This window comes from Paenibacillus sp. FSL H8-0261, from assembly GCF_045040645.1.
GTDB lineage: Bacteria > Bacillota > Bacilli > Paenibacillales > Paenibacillaceae > Paenibacillus_AQ.
Genome location: NZ_CP150297.1, coordinates 4,394,398 through 4,414,206 on the forward strand (window position 1 = coordinate 4,394,398; position 19,809 = coordinate 4,414,206).

Annotated in this window: 17 protein-coding genes; 3 read left to right on the plus strand and 14 right to left on the minus strand. The window is 42.3% G+C overall.

The window, feature by feature from the left end:
* Positions 1 to 23: 23 nt before the first annotated feature.
* The 14 genes from MHI27_RS19605 to MHI27_RS19670 form a co-directional block, all read right to left on the minus strand.
* Positions 24 to 986, minus strand: a complete 963-nt coding sequence (locus MHI27_RS19605; RefSeq protein ID WP_405174507.1) for a helix-turn-helix transcriptional regulator — start codon at positions 984 to 986, stop codon at positions 24 to 26.
* A gap of 221 nt (positions 987 to 1,207) precedes the next feature.
* On the minus strand, positions 1,208 to 2,071 hold the full coding sequence (gene sigJ / locus MHI27_RS19610) for an RNA polymerase sigma factor SigJ (RefSeq protein WP_076299269.1): 864 nt from the start codon (positions 2,069 to 2,071) through the stop codon (positions 1,208 to 1,210).
* Positions 2,072 to 2,110: 39 nt separating this feature from the next.
* Positions 2,111 to 3,295, minus strand: coding sequence for an FAD-dependent oxidoreductase (locus MHI27_RS19615; RefSeq protein WP_340971069.1), 1,185 nt, complete (start codon positions 3,293 to 3,295; stop codon positions 2,111 to 2,113).
* Positions 3,296 to 3,714: 419 nt separating this feature from the next.
* Positions 3,715 to 4,479 carry a VOC family protein gene (locus MHI27_RS19620; protein WP_340971071.1) on the minus strand — a complete coding sequence of 255 codons (765 nt, stop codon included), beginning with the start codon at positions 4,477 to 4,479 and terminating at the stop codon, positions 3,715 to 3,717.
* Positions 4,480 to 4,481: 2 nt separating this feature from the next.
* A complete protein-coding gene (gene proC / locus MHI27_RS19625) occupies positions 4,482 to 5,288 on the minus strand; it encodes a pyrroline-5-carboxylate reductase (protein WP_405174508.1) in 807 nt (268 codons plus the stop codon).
* A gap of 18 nt (positions 5,289 to 5,306) precedes the next feature.
* Positions 5,307 to 6,134, minus strand: a complete 828-nt coding sequence (locus MHI27_RS19630; protein WP_076299273.1) for a MetQ/NlpA family ABC transporter substrate-binding protein — start codon at positions 6,132 to 6,134, stop codon at positions 5,307 to 5,309.
* Between the two features lie 11 nt (positions 6,135 to 6,145).
* Positions 6,146 to 7,165, minus strand: a complete 1,020-nt coding sequence (locus tag MHI27_RS19635) for a uroporphyrinogen decarboxylase family protein (RefSeq protein ID WP_405174509.1) — start codon at positions 7,163 to 7,165, stop codon at positions 6,146 to 6,148.
* 31 nt (positions 7,166 to 7,196) lie between these two features.
* Positions 7,197 to 7,856 carry a methionine ABC transporter permease gene (locus tag MHI27_RS19640; protein ID WP_042189536.1) on the minus strand — a complete coding sequence of 220 codons (660 nt, stop codon included), beginning with the start codon at positions 7,854 to 7,856 and terminating at the stop codon, positions 7,197 to 7,199.
* The gene (locus MHI27_RS19645; protein WP_042189539.1) at positions 7,831 to 8,874 is read right to left on the minus strand and encodes a methionine ABC transporter ATP-binding protein; all 1,044 of its coding nucleotides are present in this window, start codon (positions 8,872 to 8,874) and stop codon (positions 7,831 to 7,833) included. The genes MHI27_RS19640 and MHI27_RS19645 overlap by 26 nt, the downstream gene beginning before the upstream one ends.
* 46 nt (positions 8,875 to 8,920) lie before the next feature.
* Positions 8,921 to 10,081 (minus strand): amidohydrolase, encoded by a 1,161-nt coding sequence (locus tag MHI27_RS19650; protein ID WP_405174510.1) that lies wholly within the window; start codon positions 10,079 to 10,081, stop codon positions 8,921 to 8,923.
* A 20-nt stretch (positions 10,082 to 10,101) separates the two neighbouring features.
* The gene (locus tag MHI27_RS19655) at positions 10,102 to 10,773 is read right to left on the minus strand and encodes a GntR family transcriptional regulator (RefSeq protein WP_042189543.1); all 672 of its coding nucleotides are present in this window, start codon (positions 10,771 to 10,773) and stop codon (positions 10,102 to 10,104) included.
* Positions 10,774 to 11,016: 243 nt separating this feature from the next.
* The gene (locus MHI27_RS19660; protein WP_042189546.1) at positions 11,017 to 12,369 is read right to left on the minus strand and encodes a sodium-dependent transporter; all 1,353 of its coding nucleotides are present in this window, start codon (positions 12,367 to 12,369) and stop codon (positions 11,017 to 11,019) included.
* A gap of 210 nt (positions 12,370 to 12,579) precedes the next feature.
* Positions 12,580 to 13,452: a carbohydrate ABC transporter permease gene (locus tag MHI27_RS19665; RefSeq protein WP_076285371.1), complete on the minus strand. Its 873-nt coding sequence runs from the start codon at positions 13,450 to 13,452 to the stop codon at positions 12,580 to 12,582.
* 15 nt (positions 13,453 to 13,467) lie between these two features.
* Positions 13,468 to 14,418 carry a sugar ABC transporter permease gene (locus MHI27_RS19670; RefSeq protein ID WP_042132288.1) on the minus strand — a complete coding sequence of 317 codons (951 nt, stop codon included), beginning with the start codon at positions 14,416 to 14,418 and terminating at the stop codon, positions 13,468 to 13,470.
* A 155-nt stretch (positions 14,419 to 14,573) separates the two neighbouring features.
* On the opposite strand from MHI27_RS19670, the gene MHI27_RS19675 reads away from it, so the two are divergent.
* The 3 genes from MHI27_RS19675 to MHI27_RS19685 all read left to right on the plus strand — a co-directional run bounded on the left by MHI27_RS19675 (position 14,574) and on the right by MHI27_RS19685 (position 19,785).
* Positions 14,574 to 16,385, plus strand: a complete 1,812-nt coding sequence (locus tag MHI27_RS19675) for a sensor histidine kinase (protein WP_042189548.1) — start codon at positions 14,574 to 14,576, stop codon at positions 16,383 to 16,385.
* 4 nt (positions 16,386 to 16,389) lie between these two features.
* Positions 16,390 to 18,000 carry a response regulator gene (locus MHI27_RS19680; protein WP_042189550.1) on the plus strand — a complete coding sequence of 537 codons (1,611 nt, stop codon included), beginning with the start codon at positions 16,390 to 16,392 and terminating at the stop codon, positions 17,998 to 18,000.
* 105 nt (positions 18,001 to 18,105) lie between these two features.
* A complete protein-coding gene (locus MHI27_RS19685; protein WP_405174511.1) occupies positions 18,106 to 19,785 on the plus strand; it encodes an ABC transporter substrate-binding protein in 1,680 nt (559 codons plus the stop codon).
* Positions 19,786 to 19,809: the final 24 nt, after the last annotated feature.

Genomic DNA, 19,809 nt, shown 5'->3' on the forward strand with positions numbered 1-19,809 from the left:
GACATCTGCTGTCAGTGAAGTTGTTAAACTTGATAATATTCCATTAACTCTGAAGCAACCGCCACAAGTTTATTCTTTAGATTCTGTGGCTCTATAACTTGAATGGATTTCCCATAGGGAAGAATTATATACGGAACATATGTATACAGTGATTCTTCCTCAAGTAAAAAAATTGCTTGCGTTGATGTCCGCTCCTGCAAATGATGCTCCAAAAACCAATGTATGCATAAATCATCCAACGCCTCTGCCCTGCCACCAATAATTAAAGAAATTAATTCGGATTTACCTACTACATCTGGTAACAGATTTTTCATAAAAAAAGTACGCGCTGAAAAATCATTGGGACGCCTAAATGAGAATGGCGTGCGTGTGATGTTCAGAATTCGTTCTACCCGAAAGCTGCGGATCTCATTCCGCAGGTGGCAAAATGCAATTGTGTACCACTTATTGTTCCAATTAACCACACCATAGGGGTCTATTACCCTATTTGGGGACTGCTCTTCATGACTGTTACGATAAGAAATTTCTACAGACCATTCATTTGCTACAGCGTGCTCCAATTCCTGCAATACCGGCTGAACAGCGGGGTATCCCCTGCGGTTTATTACTTCAAATCCGGCTAAATGATGGCTTAGTATACTTTCCTGCTCCTGATTCGAATACATTTTCAACTTGGATGTTGCATTCTCTAATGCCTCACTCAAAGGATATCCGGCTTCTTTTGCAAATAGGGCAGCATGAAGCAGTGTCTTTTTTTCATCAATACTAAATAGTAGAGGAGATTTGATAAAATTGTGCAGTAAGCTATACCCTCCATTGTGCCCTGTGTCGGATATGATAGGGACGCCACTGACGCATAGTGCATCAATATACCGATAAACTGTTCTTATATTTATCTCTAACTTTTCCGATATTTGCTTTGCAGTCAATTTCTCTCCCGAATTCAACATCCATAGAATTGTTAGCATATTATCATTTTTTGGCATAACATAACCCTCACCTTTGATTACCACTATACTTAACTTCTAACAAGCACTTTAAGTGATTTGTTTGCTAATCCACTGTATTCCTTTATTCTGATCCTAGTAGTGTTGATACACTCCTGAATTCCTTGTTATTACTAATCAACTCCGTTAGTGTTACCGGAGTGCTCACTCCCCCACATCTCGATAACTGTTCTAACGGCGATTTTTTTCAAATCCTCTTTTCATTTCAATAAATGCCTCAGCTTATCTGGGTTCCTAACAAAGTATAAGTTGCGAATCGAATTTCTCTCGACATGCATTAGCGCAACAGTTACGATGCCATCTCCTGAACGGACAACGAGTCCTGTTTGGCCATTTATATCCCTCATTTCTACATGCACGCCTCCTTCGTAATGAGGAGCCTTACGAGTTAAGCCGAGAAGGAAACGGGCGACGAGATCGCGCGATTCAATAGGATGGACGGCGGCGAAGGCTTTACCCCCTCCATCTGAGACCAACACGACATCTTTGGCGAGCATGGATACAACCCTATCCACGTTACCCTGTTCGAGAGCCGCTAGGAGTCGACGGACCCACTCTTCGCTTGCAGCTTCGGGATTGACTGGTTCATCGGGGGTAATCCCCATTTTTCCTCTCGCACGGCTGATCAGCTTGCGGCAATTCGCTTCGCTTTTGCCAACGAGCTCAGCAATATTAGCATATTCAAAGCCGAGCGCCTCACGAAGCACGAACACTGCCCGTTCCGTAAGGGACAGCCTTTCAAGCAATACGAGCATAGCATAAGACAGCAGCTCGCCTTGAACAACCGATTCAAACGATTCATCATTCGGAGTAAGAAGAGGCTCAGGAAGCCATTGCCCGAAATACTGTTCCCTCCGCTTACGCGCCGAATTGAATAAATCCCGACAGCGATTAGTTACCATTTTGCACAAATATGCTTTAGGTTCAACCAATCGATCCAGCTTTACATCATACAACTTCAGGAATACGTCCTGCACAGCGTCCTCCGCATCGGAGACCGATCCAGTCAGTTGGTAGGCAAGCGTAAAAAGCAGCCCTTTATAATGCTCATATAACTCTTGCATCTTAAAATTCCACCCTTTTCCACTAACCCTCTGTTTACATTATTTTAACAGACTTGCCGAATCCCATGTGAATTTCCTTATTCGCCAACCCAGCTTTCCTGTAAAAATAATATCTAACCCCCATTGATGTGTCCATACCATTCCCTGCTCCGGACCTAAGGCAAAACAAAAAAAGTCAATAAATTCCTTATGCATGGGTGCCGGACGCCCTGCAATATCCGCCGATAAAATCTTTCCAAGCCTTGCTGCTTGGGCGGTCGCTTCCTTACACGTCTTCCCGTCCACCCGTCCGGTAGCAGGGTCTACGATTCGCGCGCAGTCGCCGATACTGTATACACCCTGGGCCCCTTGAACCCGATAACTTGCATCTACGATCACGTATCCTTCCGGAGTGATCGGTAACCCGATGCTTTGCAGCATTGGGTTGGGTAACAGCCCCAGCGTCCAGACACATAGGCCAGCGGACATCGTCTCGCCGTTAGATAAGGTTAGCACTCCCTCTTTCTCCTGTAATACCCTACTTCCATGTAAGGTAGTTACTCCGCAAGCGTCAAGTGAACGTTCCAGTTTAAGCCCTACTTTTGCCGGGCCTTCTGGGAAAAGTCTCTTATTCGCGTTAAATAAATTTATCCTTACAGCATTCGGGTCAAGTCCCAATGATACCGCATCATCACGAAAAAAATAAGCTAGTTCAGCAGATGTCTCGATGCCGCTTATGCCCGCTCCAACAACGGCAATGGTCATTAATCTCTGACGTTCTTTCGAGCTTTTTTCCTTTACAGCTTTCTTTATATTCGCGCGCCATGCCTCTCGGATCTTCCACGCAGCGTCTAAACTCGCTAATGCTATACCTCCTAGATCAGAGTCGGGTTGCCGCACGACGCTGCCCACCGCCAAAACGAGGAAGTCATATTTTATCGAATTCTTATTTCCTACAGCATCCTGACAAAGTAGCCTTCTTTCCCCTGATTCGATTTTCGTTACAGTAGCCTGAACGAATTCAACCCCCTCGGGAAATAACCTAGTCAGAGGGATAGTAATCTCTTCATCTCCGACCGCGGGCTTAAAAAGCAATACTTTGCGAAAGTGATAAGGGTTCTTATCGATTAAAATAAGTCGGAGTGTTCGTTTACTTGCTTGCCCCTTAAATGTTTTCCGAATCGCTTTAACTGCATTAATACCTGCATATCCTCCGCCAATAACGATGCATGTCAATTCTTTCATTGCAACCACTCCTTATTCCGTCTGCATATAAAACGAGATAAGGAGTCGTTTTGTGACAACAACGATATTTCGATGACTGCCGATTATCTGTACTTGAAAAAGTTATCATCGCAAAAAACATTTGTTATTCAAAGTAATCTCAACAGAAGGGATACATCCTTCTTCAATTGCAATCCCAATCAATGTGGACACTATACTTTTGGTACATGAATTAATCCGTTGAAAGTTATCTCTTAACTGCATACTCGAGGTTTTCAATCTTCGTTATCATGGTTATATTACTATAAAATGGAATTTCATCTGGTTTACAAATTGATTAAAACAAAAAGATCACATCAATGGATAGCAAAAAGACTTGCTCGAGGTATCAATACCTTCGAGCAAGTCTTTTCATCTTAAATTATATAGAAACTAATGCCTTATACAAAAACATACTCCCCGTCACCGATCTGAATCGTCTTCCCTTTCAGCGCTAACGAATCCGTTTCAAAAAACACCTGTTTGAACTGGTTCTCGTCCCCATGTACGAAAGCAAAAGACTTATCTCCAATCGTAAGGATAAAAGTACCGTCCTCTGACTCTGTTACAGGCAATCCGAATATCGATCCCCAGTGTTTAGCGGTAGCTGCAGGATCGGAGACATGGAATACTGCGCGCACGATTTCAACATGACCTGCAGGATGAGGTTGGATGACTCCAGACGATGATAATCTTTCTAACCTCTCTGCATCTGTCCCGCTCCATTGAATGATGAACGGATAGACTAGGCCTTGAAAGTCACCACCGATAGTCATCATGCGCCACTCGATTAATCTTCCCTCGTTATCTAGACGCTTCCCATCGATGATTGGAGATAGTGATAAACCCGCTGCCTTAAGGGAATCCGCTACTTCTTCAATATCATCTGTCCGGATGACTACTCTGCTCAAGACTTCATGCTCCGGCAGAAGTTTTACAGCGTCTTTCACCACTAGATTATGTTCAGTTGCCTTTGCCAACTCAAGATTCTCAATGCCCAGAAATTCCAGATAGGTTAGCCCGAAATAACTTAATGCGTTATAGGTTCCCCAATCTTTATGAGAACCTCCCTTAAAAGCAACCAAATCATGAGCTCCAAAAATTTCAACCGGTTTAAACAGATCATTGACGTAGTGTACTAAATGATCCCATTTCACTGTTGCCATGATTACTTCACTCCTAGCTCAGTAGTACGCTTCACAGCTGCCAGAACACTTCTTTGCAGACCTGCTGCGAAATCACTGTTATTTAATTCGTACAAGCCATGCATCCCAACTCCGCCAGGTGAATTATTAATATCTAGCAGTTGTCTTGGATGCAGCCCTGTCTGCTGCAGCATAGCTACCGATCCCATCATATTCTCCAGTGCAACATTCCAGGCTTGCTCACGCGGCAATCCGGCAAGCACACCTGCATCTACAAAAGACTCAATGAAATAATAAATATAGTTGGGGCCAGCCACACCAAATCCAGTGAAAATATCCATTAATGTCTCATCCAGATATTGCACTTTACCAAATCCGAGTAAGAAATGCTCCACTTGATCACGGCTAGCGTAAGCATTTAATGCTACACCGCTATATCCGTAGCCTGTATCCGTTAATGTATTTGGAATGACACGGATAATGGACCTCTCAGCTCCAAAATAACCAGCTAATTGGACATTCGTCACACCTGCCACAATCGATACGATGACTGCGGTAGGTGAAGCGAATTGTTGTACGATTTGTCCAAGTGTAGTTAAATCATCCTTTGGACGCACCGCAACCACAATCAGATCTGCAGTAGATAGGCTTTGCTCCTGTGAGCTCTTCGTATCTATTCCGTATTTGGTACTCAAAAACTGAAGACGAGCTTCATTAATGTCAGATACACTAATTTGATCTACCGACAGGGTGTTGTTGGATATACATGCGCGAATGATCGCTTCCGCCATCTGTCCTCCACCGATAAAATGAATCTTTTCTTGTGTCACTTGCGTTCACTTCCTTACTTAATTGTTGTCCCATGCTTCAGGCAGAATGAAACCATCATATTTCTCTATTCCACGAATATATTCTTCGAACTCTTTAGATTCATAAGCTGCTTTCAAGTCTTTCGCCCACTGTGTATTTTCATCCTTTTTATTAACCGATACGATAATTCTGTGTTCCATAGGCGTATTTTCGATTTTCAAGGCATCCGTAATCTTTCTGTCTGAATTAGCAATATAATTCCCGTTTACAACGCCGTAATCAACATCTTGCAGTGAAACTAGGATTTGAGCAGGGTCCAATATTTTAATATCAATGTTATATTTATCCGGTTCCATGCTGTTGATGTTAAAATCAGCTACGCCTGCGCCATCTTTAATCTTGATCCAACCCAATTCTTCCAGGATACGAAGTGCACGCTCTTGGTTCACCGGATCATTCGGAACAGCTACGGTTGTACCATCTTTAACATCGTCAAGTGTAGTATGATTTACGGAATAAAGACCTTGTGGTGCACCAGGCGCATAAGCAATTCCTACCATGTCTGCTTTGATTTCTTTGTTAATTGCCTCCATGTATGCTGTGCTTTGGAAGATACTTGCGTCAATGGAGCCTTCCTTCATCGCAGGATTGACCTGCATGTTTTGAGAAAAGGACTTAATTTCAACGCTATAGCCTTGTTTCTCTAGGATCGGAAGGATCGATTGGCGGAATTGCTCCTCATAGGTTCCCACACCAAATCCAATGGTAAGCTTCTTCTTATCTCCAGAATTATCGGATTGACTATTCCCGCAAGCCGTCAACACCGCTAGAACCCCTATCATCAACACTACTATCAACTTTTTCATAACTTCATCTCCTATTCAAATATAGATTGTTTTAGTTGTGCTAACGCCTCATCCGTCACATTAAGCGGGATAGCGCAATTTGGAGAAAGAATAAAAGGCTGGTCTTTCATTAATGTCAGTGCTTCTTTAGCCTGCTGCTTAATTTGTGCGATATCGTTTACAGCGAACAGCCCATGATCGACGCCACCTACTTTAGTAGCTTTAAGATCCGCCTCTAAACCAGGGTTCCCCTCGGCTACAGTATCCCAGCTGATCCCATCAATTCGATAATCATTAAATTTCTCAGGCTGGGCATAAGCCCCACAAGTATGAAGAATGTTTTTGCCGTAGCTTGCAGCTTCTAAGACAATAGAGTCATAAGGTCTGGAGAACTCGTCAAACATGGCTTCATCAAATAATCCTGGGTGAGCGGTGCCTGTCACAGCGTAGAACAAACCGTCAGAACCCACTTGCTGCAGCTCTTGTACATAATCGGCTAAGGTTAATGAAATCGCATGTAATGCATGGTGCGCTGCCGCACGATGCTCCTTAAATAACGACTGCAAAGTTACTGGATGCTCAATGCCAAACACTGTTTTTGTAACATAAGCAGAACGTCCTACAATAAATAGCAATACAGTCAATGGTGAGAATACCGTTTGGATTAGTGGGGTATCAGGTAGTCCTTGACGAATTTTTCTAACACCCTCTAAGTGTTCTGCCAAGGAAGCTGTATGCACCGCCTCTTTAACTTCGATATCCCATAGATTAACCGCTGATGGAATTGCTGTTGTTTGCTGCCTTGGAAATACAGTCTGATAATCCGTAAAATCATATTGATTGCCCCAAGCTTCCGCCAAATAAGTTGCTCTAGGATTGATCTTGACCCAGTCCCAATCATATTGTTTCGTAAAAGAAATCGTAGTTTGCGCTAAATCATCTGCAGTTTGTTCTTTGTCGATAAAATGCCGCCAACCACTTACAATTGAGCGATCTGCCTTTTCTCCAGATAATATCGCTTTAAATCGATCTTGCTTGCTCCATTCACTCATCTGCCAAACTCCCTCCCGGAATATGTAATGACTAATAACGGCGAATTTTTCTTGCTAGCGTGTTGCCTAAAGATTGAATGCCTTGCACTAAAATAATGAGAATAACCACAGTGGCTACGACTACAACCGTGTCAAAACGTTGGTATCCATATACAATCGCCAAGTCGCCGACACCGCCGCCCCCTACCGTTCCAGCCATTGCAGTTGCACCGATCAACCCGATCGTTGCCGTTGTCAAAGACAGAATTAATGATCCAACCGCCTCTGGCAACAAAAAGTACCAAATCACTTGAAATGGCGTAGCACCCATCGCTTCAGCAGCTTCGAGAATTCCCGGGTTCACTTCAAGCAAGGAGTTCTCTACTAAACGGCCAATATAAGGTGCGATGTAGATAATTAAAGGTACGATCGCTGCGCTTGTCCCAATCGAAGTATGAACAATCAAACGTGTGAAAGGTACAATCGCTACAAGTAAAATAATAAAAGGCAGAGAGCGTATAATGTTGATGATCGGATTTAGTATGGCGTAAAGCGCTTTGTTCTCCAAAACCCCACCAGGACGAGTGATTACAAGCAATATACCAAAGGGTATCCCTATCAAAGAACCAACAAACAAGGAGACGCCAACCATCTGAATCGTTTCAATAATCGCCTGCAGAAATTGATCACCTGTTAATGTGGTCGAAAACATTAGATTCTACCTCCTCTACACCGACTCCATGACGTTTTAAGAAAGATAACGCATTGTTAATCTCAGCTGTATCTCCACTGCATTGAATAATTACTGTACCCAGTGTCGTTTCCTGAATCTCGGTCGTGTTCGCAAATAAAATATTGACCTTCATATCGAAGGATCGAATCATCTCGAACAGGATAGGCTCAGAGGCGCTTTCTCCAACAAAATTAAGTTTATAAAGGACACTTCCGGGTTCTGTTTTGATGGATTTTTGGACGCTTGGCGTAATGCTATTTTGAATAACCGTCTTCACAAAATTCTGTGTCGTCTTATGCTTCGGACTACCGAATACATCCAGAACGCTTCCTTGCTCAATAATTCGGCCCTCTTCCATCACCGCCACCTTGTTGCAAATCTCTTGAATGACAGACATTTCATGTGTAATGATCATCACAGTAATGTTGTACTCTGCATTGATTTTTTTTAATAGCTGTAAAATAGAATGTGTTGTCTGTGGATCTAAGGCAGAAGTCGCTTCATCACATAATAGGATGGATGGATTCGAGGCAAGCGCTCTGGCAATCCCGACCCGCTGCTTCTGTCCACCTGACAATTCACTAGGGTAACTCCCTGCTTTGTCACTTAATCCAACAAACTCTAGCAACTCTTGTACACGCTGGCGGATTTCATTCTTATTCTTTTTTAAGAGAACTAGAGGAATCGCTACATTATCAAATACTTTTTTAGATTCTAATAGATTAAAATGTTGAAAAATCATGCCGATATTCTTCTTAGCCGCCCGTAACTCTTTATCGTTATAGGTTCCTAAATCACGCCCAGCAACGAAGACCTGTCCTTCTGTAGGTCTTTCCAAATAATTGACTAAACGAATTAATGTACTTTTCCCCGCACCACTATAGCCGATAACGCCAAAGATATCGCCTTTATCGACCTTTAAATCGATCCCTTTAAGAGCATCAATCGTGATTCCTTTCCGAGTGAACGTTTTGGAAACCTGCTTTAGTTCAATCATATACATTCCTCTCAATCATCTTTAGGATTTAGGTCTAGGAGATTAATTAAGCTTTGACTTGTAGCTTCACCAGCGCTTGTTCTGCCAATAAAGCGAAGTACTTCGCAGCGGGTAAAATCGCAGCTTCATCCACATCGAACCGAGGGTGATGTAAAGCATAGGCTGAACCTGATCCTATATTTACAAAAGCACCCGGTATCTGTTGTAAATAAAAGGAGAAATCTTCTCCTCCCATTTGCGGAGGGATGTCATGTACTATATATCCGGCATCTGAAGCGACCTCTTTGGTAAAGTCAGCCCATTCGCCATGATTAATCGTTGCTGGTGGTCCTGGATACCAATGAAGTTTAGCCTCTGCCCCAGCAGCTGCAGCAATTCCTTCGATGATTCGGGTCATTTGGATTGGAATCTGGCGACGAATCTCTTCATTGTAAGTTCGCACCGTACCTTCTAATTCCACTTTTTCCGGTAAGACATTCCATGTGAAGCCCCCATTAATTCTGGTGACACTTAACACAACCGGTTCAGTGGTACTGTTTTGGCGGCTTACGATGGTTTGTAGCGAGGTAATGATCTGAGCCGCAGTGACAATGGAATCCACACCTTTTTCAGGATACGCAGCATGAGCGCCGACACCTTTAATCGTAATTTCAAACCGATCAACACCTGCTGTTAAAGCTCCTGTTCTTGTTCCAAAAGCTCCTGTAGGCAGGTCTGGTGAATTATGTAAACCGAATATAGCGTCAACACCCTTGAGTCCTCCTGATGCTAAGACACTCTCCGCTCCATGCCCTGTTTCTTCTGCTGGTTGGAACAATACTCTAACCTTGCCAGGCAATTCACTTTCACGTGCCTTTAACAATAAGGCAGCTCCTAGAATCGTAGCCGTGTGAAAATCGTGCCCACAAGCATGCATTTTTCCAGGAATCTCAGAAGCAAAAGGTAATCCAGTCTGTTCCTCTATCGGAAGTGCATCAATATCACAGCGAATAGCTACAACAGGTCCATTACCTTGTCCGATCTCTGCGATAAGTCCGGTTTGTAAAGGAAGGTCTAGAATATGAATATTGGCATGGGTCAGCCATTCCCGTAATTTCTCTGTGGTCTTAAATTCTTCATAAGCTAATTCAGGCTCTCTATGTAGGTTTCTACGAACATCAATTAATTGATTCGCTAATGCTTGATCAACCTCATTAAGTATATTCATAGTAAAGTGCTCCCCTTTCTTTATGCTTCCAACTTTTCTTCAATACCTTTAATCCGGTCAAGTGCAGTAGCTAGACTGCTTAAAATATGATCTCGCATTGCTTTTTCAGCGCCATCTTCATTGTGGTCAGCGATCATTTGCAAGATAAGATCATGTTCTTCATCCGCCTGTGTATTCCAATCTCCATGCATGGAGACGAATCTACAATAGCGAAGGGAATGATCTCTTAATTGATTCAGAACTTTCTCGAATGTTTTTAGTTCGCTGATTTCTGATAAATAATCATGGAACTCAAATCCATAGGTTACAAAATTCTGATTGTCGCCAAGTTGGAAGGAGTGTTTCATTTTTGTAATCATCGTCGTTAAATTAACAATATCGTTCTCTGTAGCATGCTTAGCTGCATTTCTTGCGATATAGCCTTCAAGCATGCTGCGAATTTGGAATATTTCTTCAACCTCTTTGAGTGTCACAGAAGCCACCCGAAGTCTTCCATTTGGCTGTCGAATGAGAAAATCCTCGTTCTCCAATCTCTGTATCGCCTCTCTTAGTGGAGTACGACTAACCCCTAGTAACGCTGCCAAATTTTCTTCATGTACAGGCTGATTCGGCTCTAATTCACTATCAATAATTTTTTGTTTTAATGCATCATAGGTATTATCCTTTGACAACCTCCGTGATCGTATCGCCATATTCATGTAGCTCCTCATCGATAATCTGTCGGGCAAGAGCCTCAACAATATATTTGTATAATTGTATACAATTATTAGTTTTGAATTGATTCGTTCAATCTTTTTTTATACTATATTCCAATTAATCCACCTAGTCAAGTAGGATTTAGAGGAATAATGTATTTATCTTCAATATCAAAAAAAGCTCTACAACCACAAGGGTCGTAGAGCTTTTTTTGATGATTTTTTAGAAATTGAATTAAATTAAAATTTAATAATCCCTGAAGTATGAAGCAACACCAAGAACACCAGAATCGGCGCAACATACCGGAGCATAAACAACCAAACGCGGAACCAACCTGCCTTAAGCCCAGCCGCTTCTGCTGCCCCTTTCCAGAAATAACCGGCAAAGATGGTAACCAACAGACCGCCTAGTGGCAACATAATGTTAGAAGTTACAAAATCCACCCAATCGAACAACGCTTTGCCGCCAAACGATAGCTCAGGGACCATTCCCAGTGACATCGCCGAAGGAATACTGAGGAGGAAACATACTAATGACAAAATCCAAACTGAACGTTTCCGGCTCCAATTCCAGCGCTCCATCGCGAAAGATACAGGCACCTCAAGCAGAGATACGGCAGAAGTTAAAGCGGCAATCGCCAGCAAGATAAAGAACAAACCACCAAAGAATGCACCAAATGGCATTGCTGAGAAAGCTGCTGGCAAAGCAATGAAAATTAGCGAAGGACCTTGATCAGGAGCAATGCCAAATGAGAATGTCGTCGGAAAAATAATCAATCCTGCGATAAACGCATATAACAAATCTCCTGCTCCGACTGCGAGTGCAGCAGTTCCTAGCGATTGTTTTTTATCCACATATGAGCCGTAAGTCAGGAGAATTCCCATCCCAAGCGACAATGAAAAGAAAGCATGTCCCAAAGCGACTAGCGCAGATTCCGCCGTCAGCACCGAAAAGTCTGGTTTTAGGAAAAAGGCTACTCCTTCGTTTGCACCTGGTAAGGTAACCGCACGAATCATCAATACAATTAGGAGAACAACCAGACCAGGAATCAATACCTTATTAAATTTCTCGATTCCGCCTGATACTCCAAGAATAACAACACCCGCCGTTATAAGGATTGCTATCCCCTGCCAAACAATTGGCATAGGTCCAGATATAAAGGAGCTGAATTCACCTGCATAATTACTGGAACTGAACAATTGTCCATTGAAGGCAATCATTGCGTAGTTCAACGTCCATCCTGCAACAATGATGTAAAAGGAAAGAATTAAAAATGGTGCAAGGACTTGCAGAAATCCGACGGCCATCCAGTTCTTCCCGCCTCCGGCTCGTACAAATGCAGTAGCCGCGCTTCCACGTCCGCTACGACCGATGGCCAACTCTGCCAACAATACGGGTAAACCGATCAACACTAAACATACAATGAAGAGAAGGAAGAAAGCCGCTCCCCCATTTTCCCCAGTGATATACGGAAATTTCCACATGTTCCCCAGTCCTACTGAGCTCCCGATCGCTGCGAAAATAAAGCCGGCGGAAGAGAAACGCTCCTTCTTCTCTGAGAGAAGATTTTTTTCACCTTTAAATTGATTCATTCTTATGCCCCGTTTTCTTTTTTTCTTTTTTAGACCTCATTATAGCCTATGTTAGCTTGATCGTCATATGAAAATTTTCTGAATATTTTTATTGTTTTCAATAATTATCCAGTTTAGCCATGAAATCCATCTAAATAAAAAAAGAGCTACATGTTCTAGTCTTGGACTAGAACCGTAGCTCCTTCTTCAAACTCTTTTTCTAAAAAGAGATTATTCTTTTACAGCACCTACCACAATCCCAGTTACAAAGAAACGTTGCAGGAAAGGATAAACCAATAGAATTGGCAAAGCACTTATAAAAATCTGCGAGGCCCGGATGGTTCGTTGTGATAAATTAGCAACGGCTGCCGGATCAAGCTTAGACATATCTGCCTGAACGATAATCGTCTGCATAAACGTTGCTAACGGAAGCTTGTCTGCATCTCTGATATAAATAATACCGTCAAAATAAGCGTTCCAGTGTCCTACCATAAGGAATAGAGAGACGGTTGCAATAACAGGTAAGGAGACCGGTAAATATATTTTCACAAAGGTCTGAAAGTGCCCTGCCCCATCAATAAAAGCTGCTTCCTCAAGATCTTTAGGTACGGTACGGAAGAAATTCAGAAGCAAAATGATGTTAAATACAGCAACTAATCCAGGAAGAATAAGTGCCATCAATGAATTCATAAGACCTAGCTTCAGAATTAGAATGTAACCCGGTATCAGACCACCGCTGAACAGCATGGTGACAACAAAATACCAAAGATAAACGTTTCTTGCACGAAAGACTCTTGTTTCCTTAGACAGCGCATAAGCTGCAACCGTATTTACTACCAGCGCTAGTCCTGTTCCGAGTATTGTCCGTTCCACAGACACCCACAAGGAGTTAAGGAAATTGACATTATTAAACGTCTTTGCATAGGCTTCAAAGGTAAAGCCAATCGGCCAGAATGTGACTAATCCAGCATTAGCAGGTGCGGATGCACTAAGAGATACCATGAGTAAGTGGTACAAAGGTAGCAGGCAGAGCACGGAAAGGATAGTCAAGCACACATTATTGATTATACTGAATATTCGATATGGAATTGTTTTATGGTACATCAGTTGTCATCCTTTCTAGAAAATTCTGTACCCTGCAAATCTATAAGCAAGTCGGTAAGAGACTACGATTAAGACTAAGCTAATTAACGATTTGAATAGATTAACTGCGGTTGCGAAACTGAACTGTCCGCTTAGTAGACCTTCTCTATACACGAAAGTATCAATGATATCTCCCTGTTGATAGATCAATGGACTGTACAAGTTAAAGATCTGGTCAAAGTTTGCGTTGAGCACATTACCCAGTGCCAAGGTGGCGATTACGATAGCGATTGGGATTAACGCAGGAATTGTGATATACATCGTTTGTTTCCAACGCCCCGCCCCATCCACTTCAGCAGCTTCATAAAGTGATGGATTGATACCCGAAAGTGCCGCTAAAAAGATAATCGTATTGAAACCAAACTCTTTCCAAACATCACTAGCAATGATAGTGAACCTGAACCAGTTGCCGTCTCCTAGGAAGAAAATCGGCTTGATGCCGAATACAGATGTGAGGAATTGATTGACAATACCTGTCTGAGCAAGGATATCAATGAGAATCCCTGAAAGTGTAACCCAAGACAGAAAGTGCGGAAGATAAACGAGTGTTTGAATAGTTCTTTTAAGGCCCATTCTTCTTACCTCATTAAGCAATAAGGCGAAGATAAACGGAATAATCAAGTTCAAAACAATTTTGGAGCAAGCAAAAAATAACGTATTCCACGTAATGGACAGGAAATAATCATTCTCCCACATGTACCTGAAATGCTTAAGTCCGACCCACTCGGAATCAAAAAAACCTAGTGCAGGTTTATAGTCTTGAAATGCCATAAGAATTCCGGACATCGGAATATAAGAAAAAATAAAAACCATGATTGCCGCTGGCAACACCATAAAATGGAGAATCCATGGTTGATTAAAGCCTTTTTTTCTTTTTTTACTCGGCTGACTTTCTAGGCTCGCCTGTGGTATCGAGTTAACCTCCATATTAGCCTCCATAGCTCTCTCCTGTTCCCAAAAAAAATATTTTGTGTGTGATGGGGATCTCTGCTATAAATAGTATCAGGCGTTTCTCAGGTTTGACTATATAACATTGTTAGGCTTGATAGGGTTTTATTAGGACAACATCTGGAGGGGCATTTATGAATTTATGGAAGCGCTTTACAATACTTAGAGGAAACTTACAATCTCGATTTAGTCTGTTTGCCAAAATAAACAGCTTGATCATACTCCTATTCATTCCCATCATTATCATGTATACCTTTTCAAATAACGTCACCTTCGAGGTTGTAGGCAAAGAGTTGCAGACGTCCAATACGAAACAACTCACTTTTTTATCCAATCAGATCGATTCTCGAATTAATCAGATGATGGACTTCACCCTTATTCTTTCAAGAGATCCCAACGTCAGGGCATTCAATGGACTAAATGTATGGGAAGATCGTTATGATCAGATGCAGACCAGATATATCCTCCAGGAAAAGATGGTGCTTCAAGCTGGGGTTACAGATATTTGGCCGACCAGATACGCCGTTCATTCACAGCAGAATAAAGATGTCATCGCCAATTACGACAGACCCATCGGGTATGATGAGGATTATTTAAAAGCAAATATGAGCGGAAGATGGACGTATGGTGATCATGGTGTGGAATCTCAAGGCGATTTAAAATCCTTTTACTGGTTCTTAACGGATTCCTTAGCTCAGCCGGGGACGTTAACAGGAAGTAGCCTAGTCATTGAAGCCAGCTTCAGTTATACGAACATTCAGAACATGCTCGATTCGTACAAAGCAGGTGGGCAAGGCGATCCGTTCTTCTATCACAAAGGGGAGAAACCGATCCTCAACCGTAGCGCGGACAAGCAGCTATCCGACGAACTAGTTAATTACCTGGATAATCACTCTCCGGAGAATACAACTCAGGATGTGGTGAAACTAAATGGGAAGAACTATTTGGTCAGTTCTGTGAAATCAGCCTCTTTGGATTGGCATTTAGTAGATGTTGTCCCCCTTTATCAAATTCTCAAACCGATTTCTCTTAGTCGAGATTTATTCTATATCACAATGATTCTGCTGTTTGTTGTGGGAGTATCCTCTTCCATTCTGCTGTATAGAAACGTTCAATATCCGATTAAAAAACTAGTCAGTGGTTTACAGCGCGTACAGCAAGGAGATTACTCCGTACGGCTTCATAGCAATGAGCAAAATGAGTTTTCGTTTCTGTTCCGTCGTTTTAACGATATGTCCCATCAAATTCAAGACCTGATAGAAAATGTATTTAATGAAAAGATCCGCGCTCGAGAAGCTACCCTCAAGCAGCTTCAAGCGCAAATTAATCCGCATTTTCTCTATAACTGTCTTGGTTATATTATCAATATGGCCCAGATGAAAGATGAGGACGCTGTCGTCTCAATGGCTTATAATCTAAGTGCTTACTATCGTTATACCACCCGTATGGAACGGGAGACGGCTTCTTTGGAGGAAGAAATCAAGCTCTTGGTCAACTATTTAGATATCCAGAAACTGCGTAATGGCAGAATTGATTATCATATTGATATTCCTGAGGATATGCTTAGCCAATCGGTACCTCGCCTAATGCTTCAACCTATGGTGGAGAATTCTGTGATTCATGGAGTAGCGAAGTCCTATTCATCAGGTGAGATCAAGATTAGTGGTGAGAAGTCAAACGGCTTCTGTAGAATTTATATCGATGACGATGGTCCTGGCCTGAATCCGGATCAGCTAGAAGCATTAAACCGTAAAATGCAGGAGCCTTTGCAGGAGGAAATGGGTTGTGGTCTTTGGAATACAAATCAGCGGATCATTCACCTGTTCGGCAATCATTCAAGTCTTACCTTCAAGCCATCCCCTCTCGGTGGATTCCGAACAGAAATTATCTGGGAAATCCCAACTGAGGATGATAGTTATAAATTAAAGGAACATCAAGGAGACTAACAACATGCAGATGATCATAGTAGACGACGAAGCACACTGGGTAGATAATCTTTCCATGACTAAACCCTGGCATACGCTAGGAATTGAACATGTGCATAAAGCTTATTCCGCACGTGAAGCGCTACAAATTATCGATACGCATCCCATTGATATAGTAATCTCAGATATTCAAATGCCAGAAATGACGGGAATCGAATTGATAGAGCGGATAAGAAAACATAACAAAAAAATTAAATGTATTATTTTATCCGGCCATTCAGAATTCGATTATGCAAAAAAAGCACTTCAGAACAAGACCGTGGATTACTTGCTTAAACCGCCGACTGATGATGAATTGCTCGGAGCAGTCAAAAATGCGATCAATCAATTGAATGCTGAATGGGAGCTTATAAGTTCTCTTAAACGAACCCAGTTTACCCTCCGTGAGAACCTCCCTGTTTTACGAGGGCGATTGCTACTGGATGCCTTACAAGGTCATCGTTTTCAAGCCGGTGAATGGGAACGGAAGCTCGTGAGTTACGATCTGCCCTTTCAATCCGGAGAAGCCGCATTGATGCTGGTACGAATGGAAGAAGAATTCAGAGAATTTGATAATACCGATCAAACCTTGATTGAATATGCGATTATTAATATGGCTGAAGAGATTATGGGAGAATTTATGGAAGTCTGGGGCGTTAAAGAGGAACATGGATATCTTGTGTTTCTGCTCCAGCTTAAAGAACAAGGAGCTGACCTTGGAAAAGAATCCATATTAGAGAAGCTTTCTTTACAACTTCAATATAAGGTCAAGCAATTTCTGAAAGGCTCACTATCCATTGTAATCACGGAGTGGTTCAAGTTTCCTGAGCAGCTGTCGAATCGTTTTCATCAGGCCTCCTCCTCTTTCCGCCAAATTGTCGGAGATGAGCGAGAATTCATTATGCGGGTCAGTGACTTGGAGCTTCCCTCAACACAAGGGCCTTTAGACGCTCTTTATACTCCACCCTCTTTGATTCATCTACTGGAGAGTGGACATTGGGATGCGGCCGAAGAGAAATTGCTTGCCGTCTGTGCCGAGCTGGATGAGAAATGGTCTGAATCGTGGGAGCATTGCATGGAGGCTGGCTTTTTAATTACTGCTTCTTTCACGAATCTTGCACATCGCAATGGTCATACGCTAGCAAACTTAATGGGGACCGATATAGAAGCGTTACAAAGTGGGGATGCTTTTACCAGCATTAGTAAACTAAGAAAATGGTCGCTAAGTGTTCTAGCCAATCTAAAAGAAGGCACATCCAACGAAATCAAAGACATACGTTCCGAGTATGTAAAGAAAATTCAAGATTATACGGATAAGAACTTACATGATGATGTATCATTACGTGTTCTGGCTGACCATGTAAATCTCCATCCGACCCATTTATCAAAAATTTATAAGATTGAAACAGGTGAAGGCATTAGCGATTATATCTCGCGCTTGCGGATGGATCGTGCCTGTCATAAGCTGAAGACCACCAATAAAAAAGTCTATGAAATCAGCATGGAAATTGGATATATGGACCCTGCTTATTTTATCAAAGTATTCAAACGGCAGTTTGGGGTAACGCCGCAGGAATATAGAGATACTAACAAATAACATGATAGAGTCCTATCGAAACTAAAAATCTCATATAGATGACATCCCCGACAAGTTGTTAAAGTTACACTTGTAAAGATCATACACAGTAGGGGGAATTGAAGAATGATCAAGTTCAAGAAAATGTGGTCGCTTCTCACGGTCACAGCACTTATCACTCTCACAGCATGTGGCAGTAGCGGCACATCTAATGAGAATGCCAAAAATGGTAACGCTACCAATAATACCCAATCCGAAGCAGATGCTGCTTTCGCAAAAGGCAAATACGATCCACCGATCGAGTTCAGTGCCGTATTGATGCCTAAGAAGTATGTTCAAGGTGATACCAAAGAAAACAACGTTCACGATCGCTGGATGCTTGAAACATTGGGTATGAAGCATAAAGATACTTGGTATCCTGCAAATGACGATCAATACAGACAAAAGCTTCAACTTGCCATTGCTTCCGGCGAAAAGCTTCCTGATTTCGTTTTTGCACCAACTAACGCAGTATTGACCAATCAGCTTATTGATTCCGGTCAGTTCATCGCTATCGATGAGTTGTTTGATAAGTATGCAAACAAAATTCTGAAAGATCACGTTGCAGCACATCCAGAACTTTGGTACCCATTCACTAAAGACGGTAAGAAATATAATCTGCCGATCCTTGAATATACCGACAATGATGATACGCTCTTGTGGTTACGTGAAGATTGGATGGAAAAGCTGAAGCTGGAAGCGCCTAAGACCATCGCCGATCTTGAGAACATCATGGACAAATTTAAGAACGAAAACCCTGATGGCTTAGCGCCTAAAGATGTGTACCCGCTTGCAATTTCTTTGAAAAACAACACAAATACCTGGATGGGCCAACTAGACTGGTTATTCGGGGCATACGGTACAATTGAGGAACAATGGAACAAAGATAAAGATGGCAATCTTGAATATGGTTCCATTAACCCAGGTGCTAAGCAAGCACTCGCAAAGCTTAGCGAATGGATGGATAAAGGATATATTCACACGGACTCCGCCCTTTGGGATGAAGGTAAATCCGCTGAGAGCTTCACGAAAGGTGCAGCTGGTATTCTGCCAGGCGCCAACTGGGTTCCAGACTGGCCTGCTCCCGATCTTATGAAGAATGTACCTGGAGCGAAGATTAAAGGTTATCCGGTTCCAGCAGGACCAGATGGTTTGATTGGAACCAAATGGCAGAATTCCGGTGTAAATGCTAGTATCATGATTAACAAGGATGCTAAGCACCCAGAAGCTATTTTCTTATACTATAACTACTTGCTTGATAACTTAGCTAACCCCGCTGCAGGCAGTCAATATGAATATGGCTTTGCTAAAGGTTACGACTGGGATATGATTGATGGAGAACCAACAAGTGATAAAGACAAGATTAAAGACTTCTCCAATGAATTCCCATTCTTAACAGGTCCGGCCCGTATTCCTGATCTGTTTATGAAGACTTTGGTTAAACTTGCTGACGGCGAGACACCTGTAACACCTTATGAAAAACAAATGGCAGAGTTCCGTAAACCAGAAAACTGGGCGGCAGGAAAAGTGGTTATGTCACAACTAGACGTTCGTAAACAAAACTACTTTACTGGTGCTGCTACACCAACGATGGTTTCCAAATGGAACCTGCTTCGTCAGTCCGAAATGGAAACATTCAACAAAATTATTTATGGCAAACTGCCAGTAAACTCCTTTGACCAATTCGTTGCCAATTGGAAATCCAATGGCGGTGACCAAATCACTAAAGAAGTTAACGAATGGTTCAAGTCTGTATCCGCGCAATAAGCTTTAACAAACATAGAAACAAGC

Excerpts from the sequence above, each read along its gene's own strand:
- MHI27_RS19665 (WP_076285371.1), bottom strand. The coding sequence starts at position 13,452 with ATGTACCATAAAACAATTCCATATCGAATATTCAGTATAATCAATAAT.
- MHI27_RS19650 (WP_405174510.1), bottom strand. The coding sequence starts at position 10,081 with ATGAATATACTTAATGAGGTTGATCAAGCATTAGCGAATCAATTAATT.
- MHI27_RS19680 (WP_042189550.1), top strand. The coding sequence starts at position 16,390 with ATGCAGATGATCATAGTAGACGACGAAGCACACTGGGTAGATAATCTT.
- MHI27_RS19670 (WP_042132288.1), bottom strand. The coding sequence starts at position 14,418 with ATGGAGGTTAACTCGATACCACAGGCGAGCCTAGAAAGTCAGCCGAGT.
- MHI27_RS19655 (WP_042189543.1), bottom strand. The coding sequence starts at position 10,773 with ATGGCGATACGATCACGGAGGTTGTCAAAGGATAATACCTATGATGCA.
- MHI27_RS19645 (WP_042189539.1), bottom strand. The coding sequence starts at position 8,874 with ATGATTGAACTAAAGCAGGTTTCCAAAACGTTCACTCGGAAAGGAATC.
- MHI27_RS19660 (WP_042189546.1), bottom strand. The coding sequence starts at position 12,369 with ATGAATCAATTTAAAGGTGAAAAAAATCTTCTCTCAGAGAAGAAGGAG.
- MHI27_RS19640 (WP_042189536.1), bottom strand. The coding sequence starts at position 7,856 with ATGTTTTCGACCACATTAACAGGTGATCAATTTCTGCAGGCGATTATT.
- sigJ (WP_076299269.1), bottom strand. The coding sequence starts at position 2,071 with ATGCAAGAGTTATATGAGCATTATAAAGGGCTGCTTTTTACGCTTGCC.
- MHI27_RS19675 (WP_042189548.1), top strand. The coding sequence starts at position 14,574 with ATGAATTTATGGAAGCGCTTTACAATACTTAGAGGAAACTTACAATCT.
- MHI27_RS19630 (WP_076299273.1), bottom strand. The coding sequence starts at position 6,134 with ATGAAAAAGTTGATAGTAGTGTTGATGATAGGGGTTCTAGCGGTGTTG.
- MHI27_RS19605 (WP_405174507.1), bottom strand. The coding sequence starts at position 986 with ATGCCAAAAAATGATAATATGCTAACAATTCTATGGATGTTGAATTCG.
- MHI27_RS19620 (WP_340971071.1), bottom strand. The coding sequence starts at position 4,479 with ATGGCAACAGTGAAATGGGATCATTTAGTACACTACGTCAATGATCTG.
- MHI27_RS19685 (WP_405174511.1), top strand. The coding sequence starts at position 18,106 with ATGATCAAGTTCAAGAAAATGTGGTCGCTTCTCACGGTCACAGCACTT.
- MHI27_RS19615 (WP_340971069.1), bottom strand. The coding sequence starts at position 3,295 with ATGAAAGAATTGACATGCATCGTTATTGGCGGAGGATATGCAGGTATT.
- MHI27_RS19635 (WP_405174509.1), bottom strand. The coding sequence starts at position 7,165 with ATGAGTGAATGGAGCAAGCAAGATCGATTTAAAGCGATATTATCTGGA.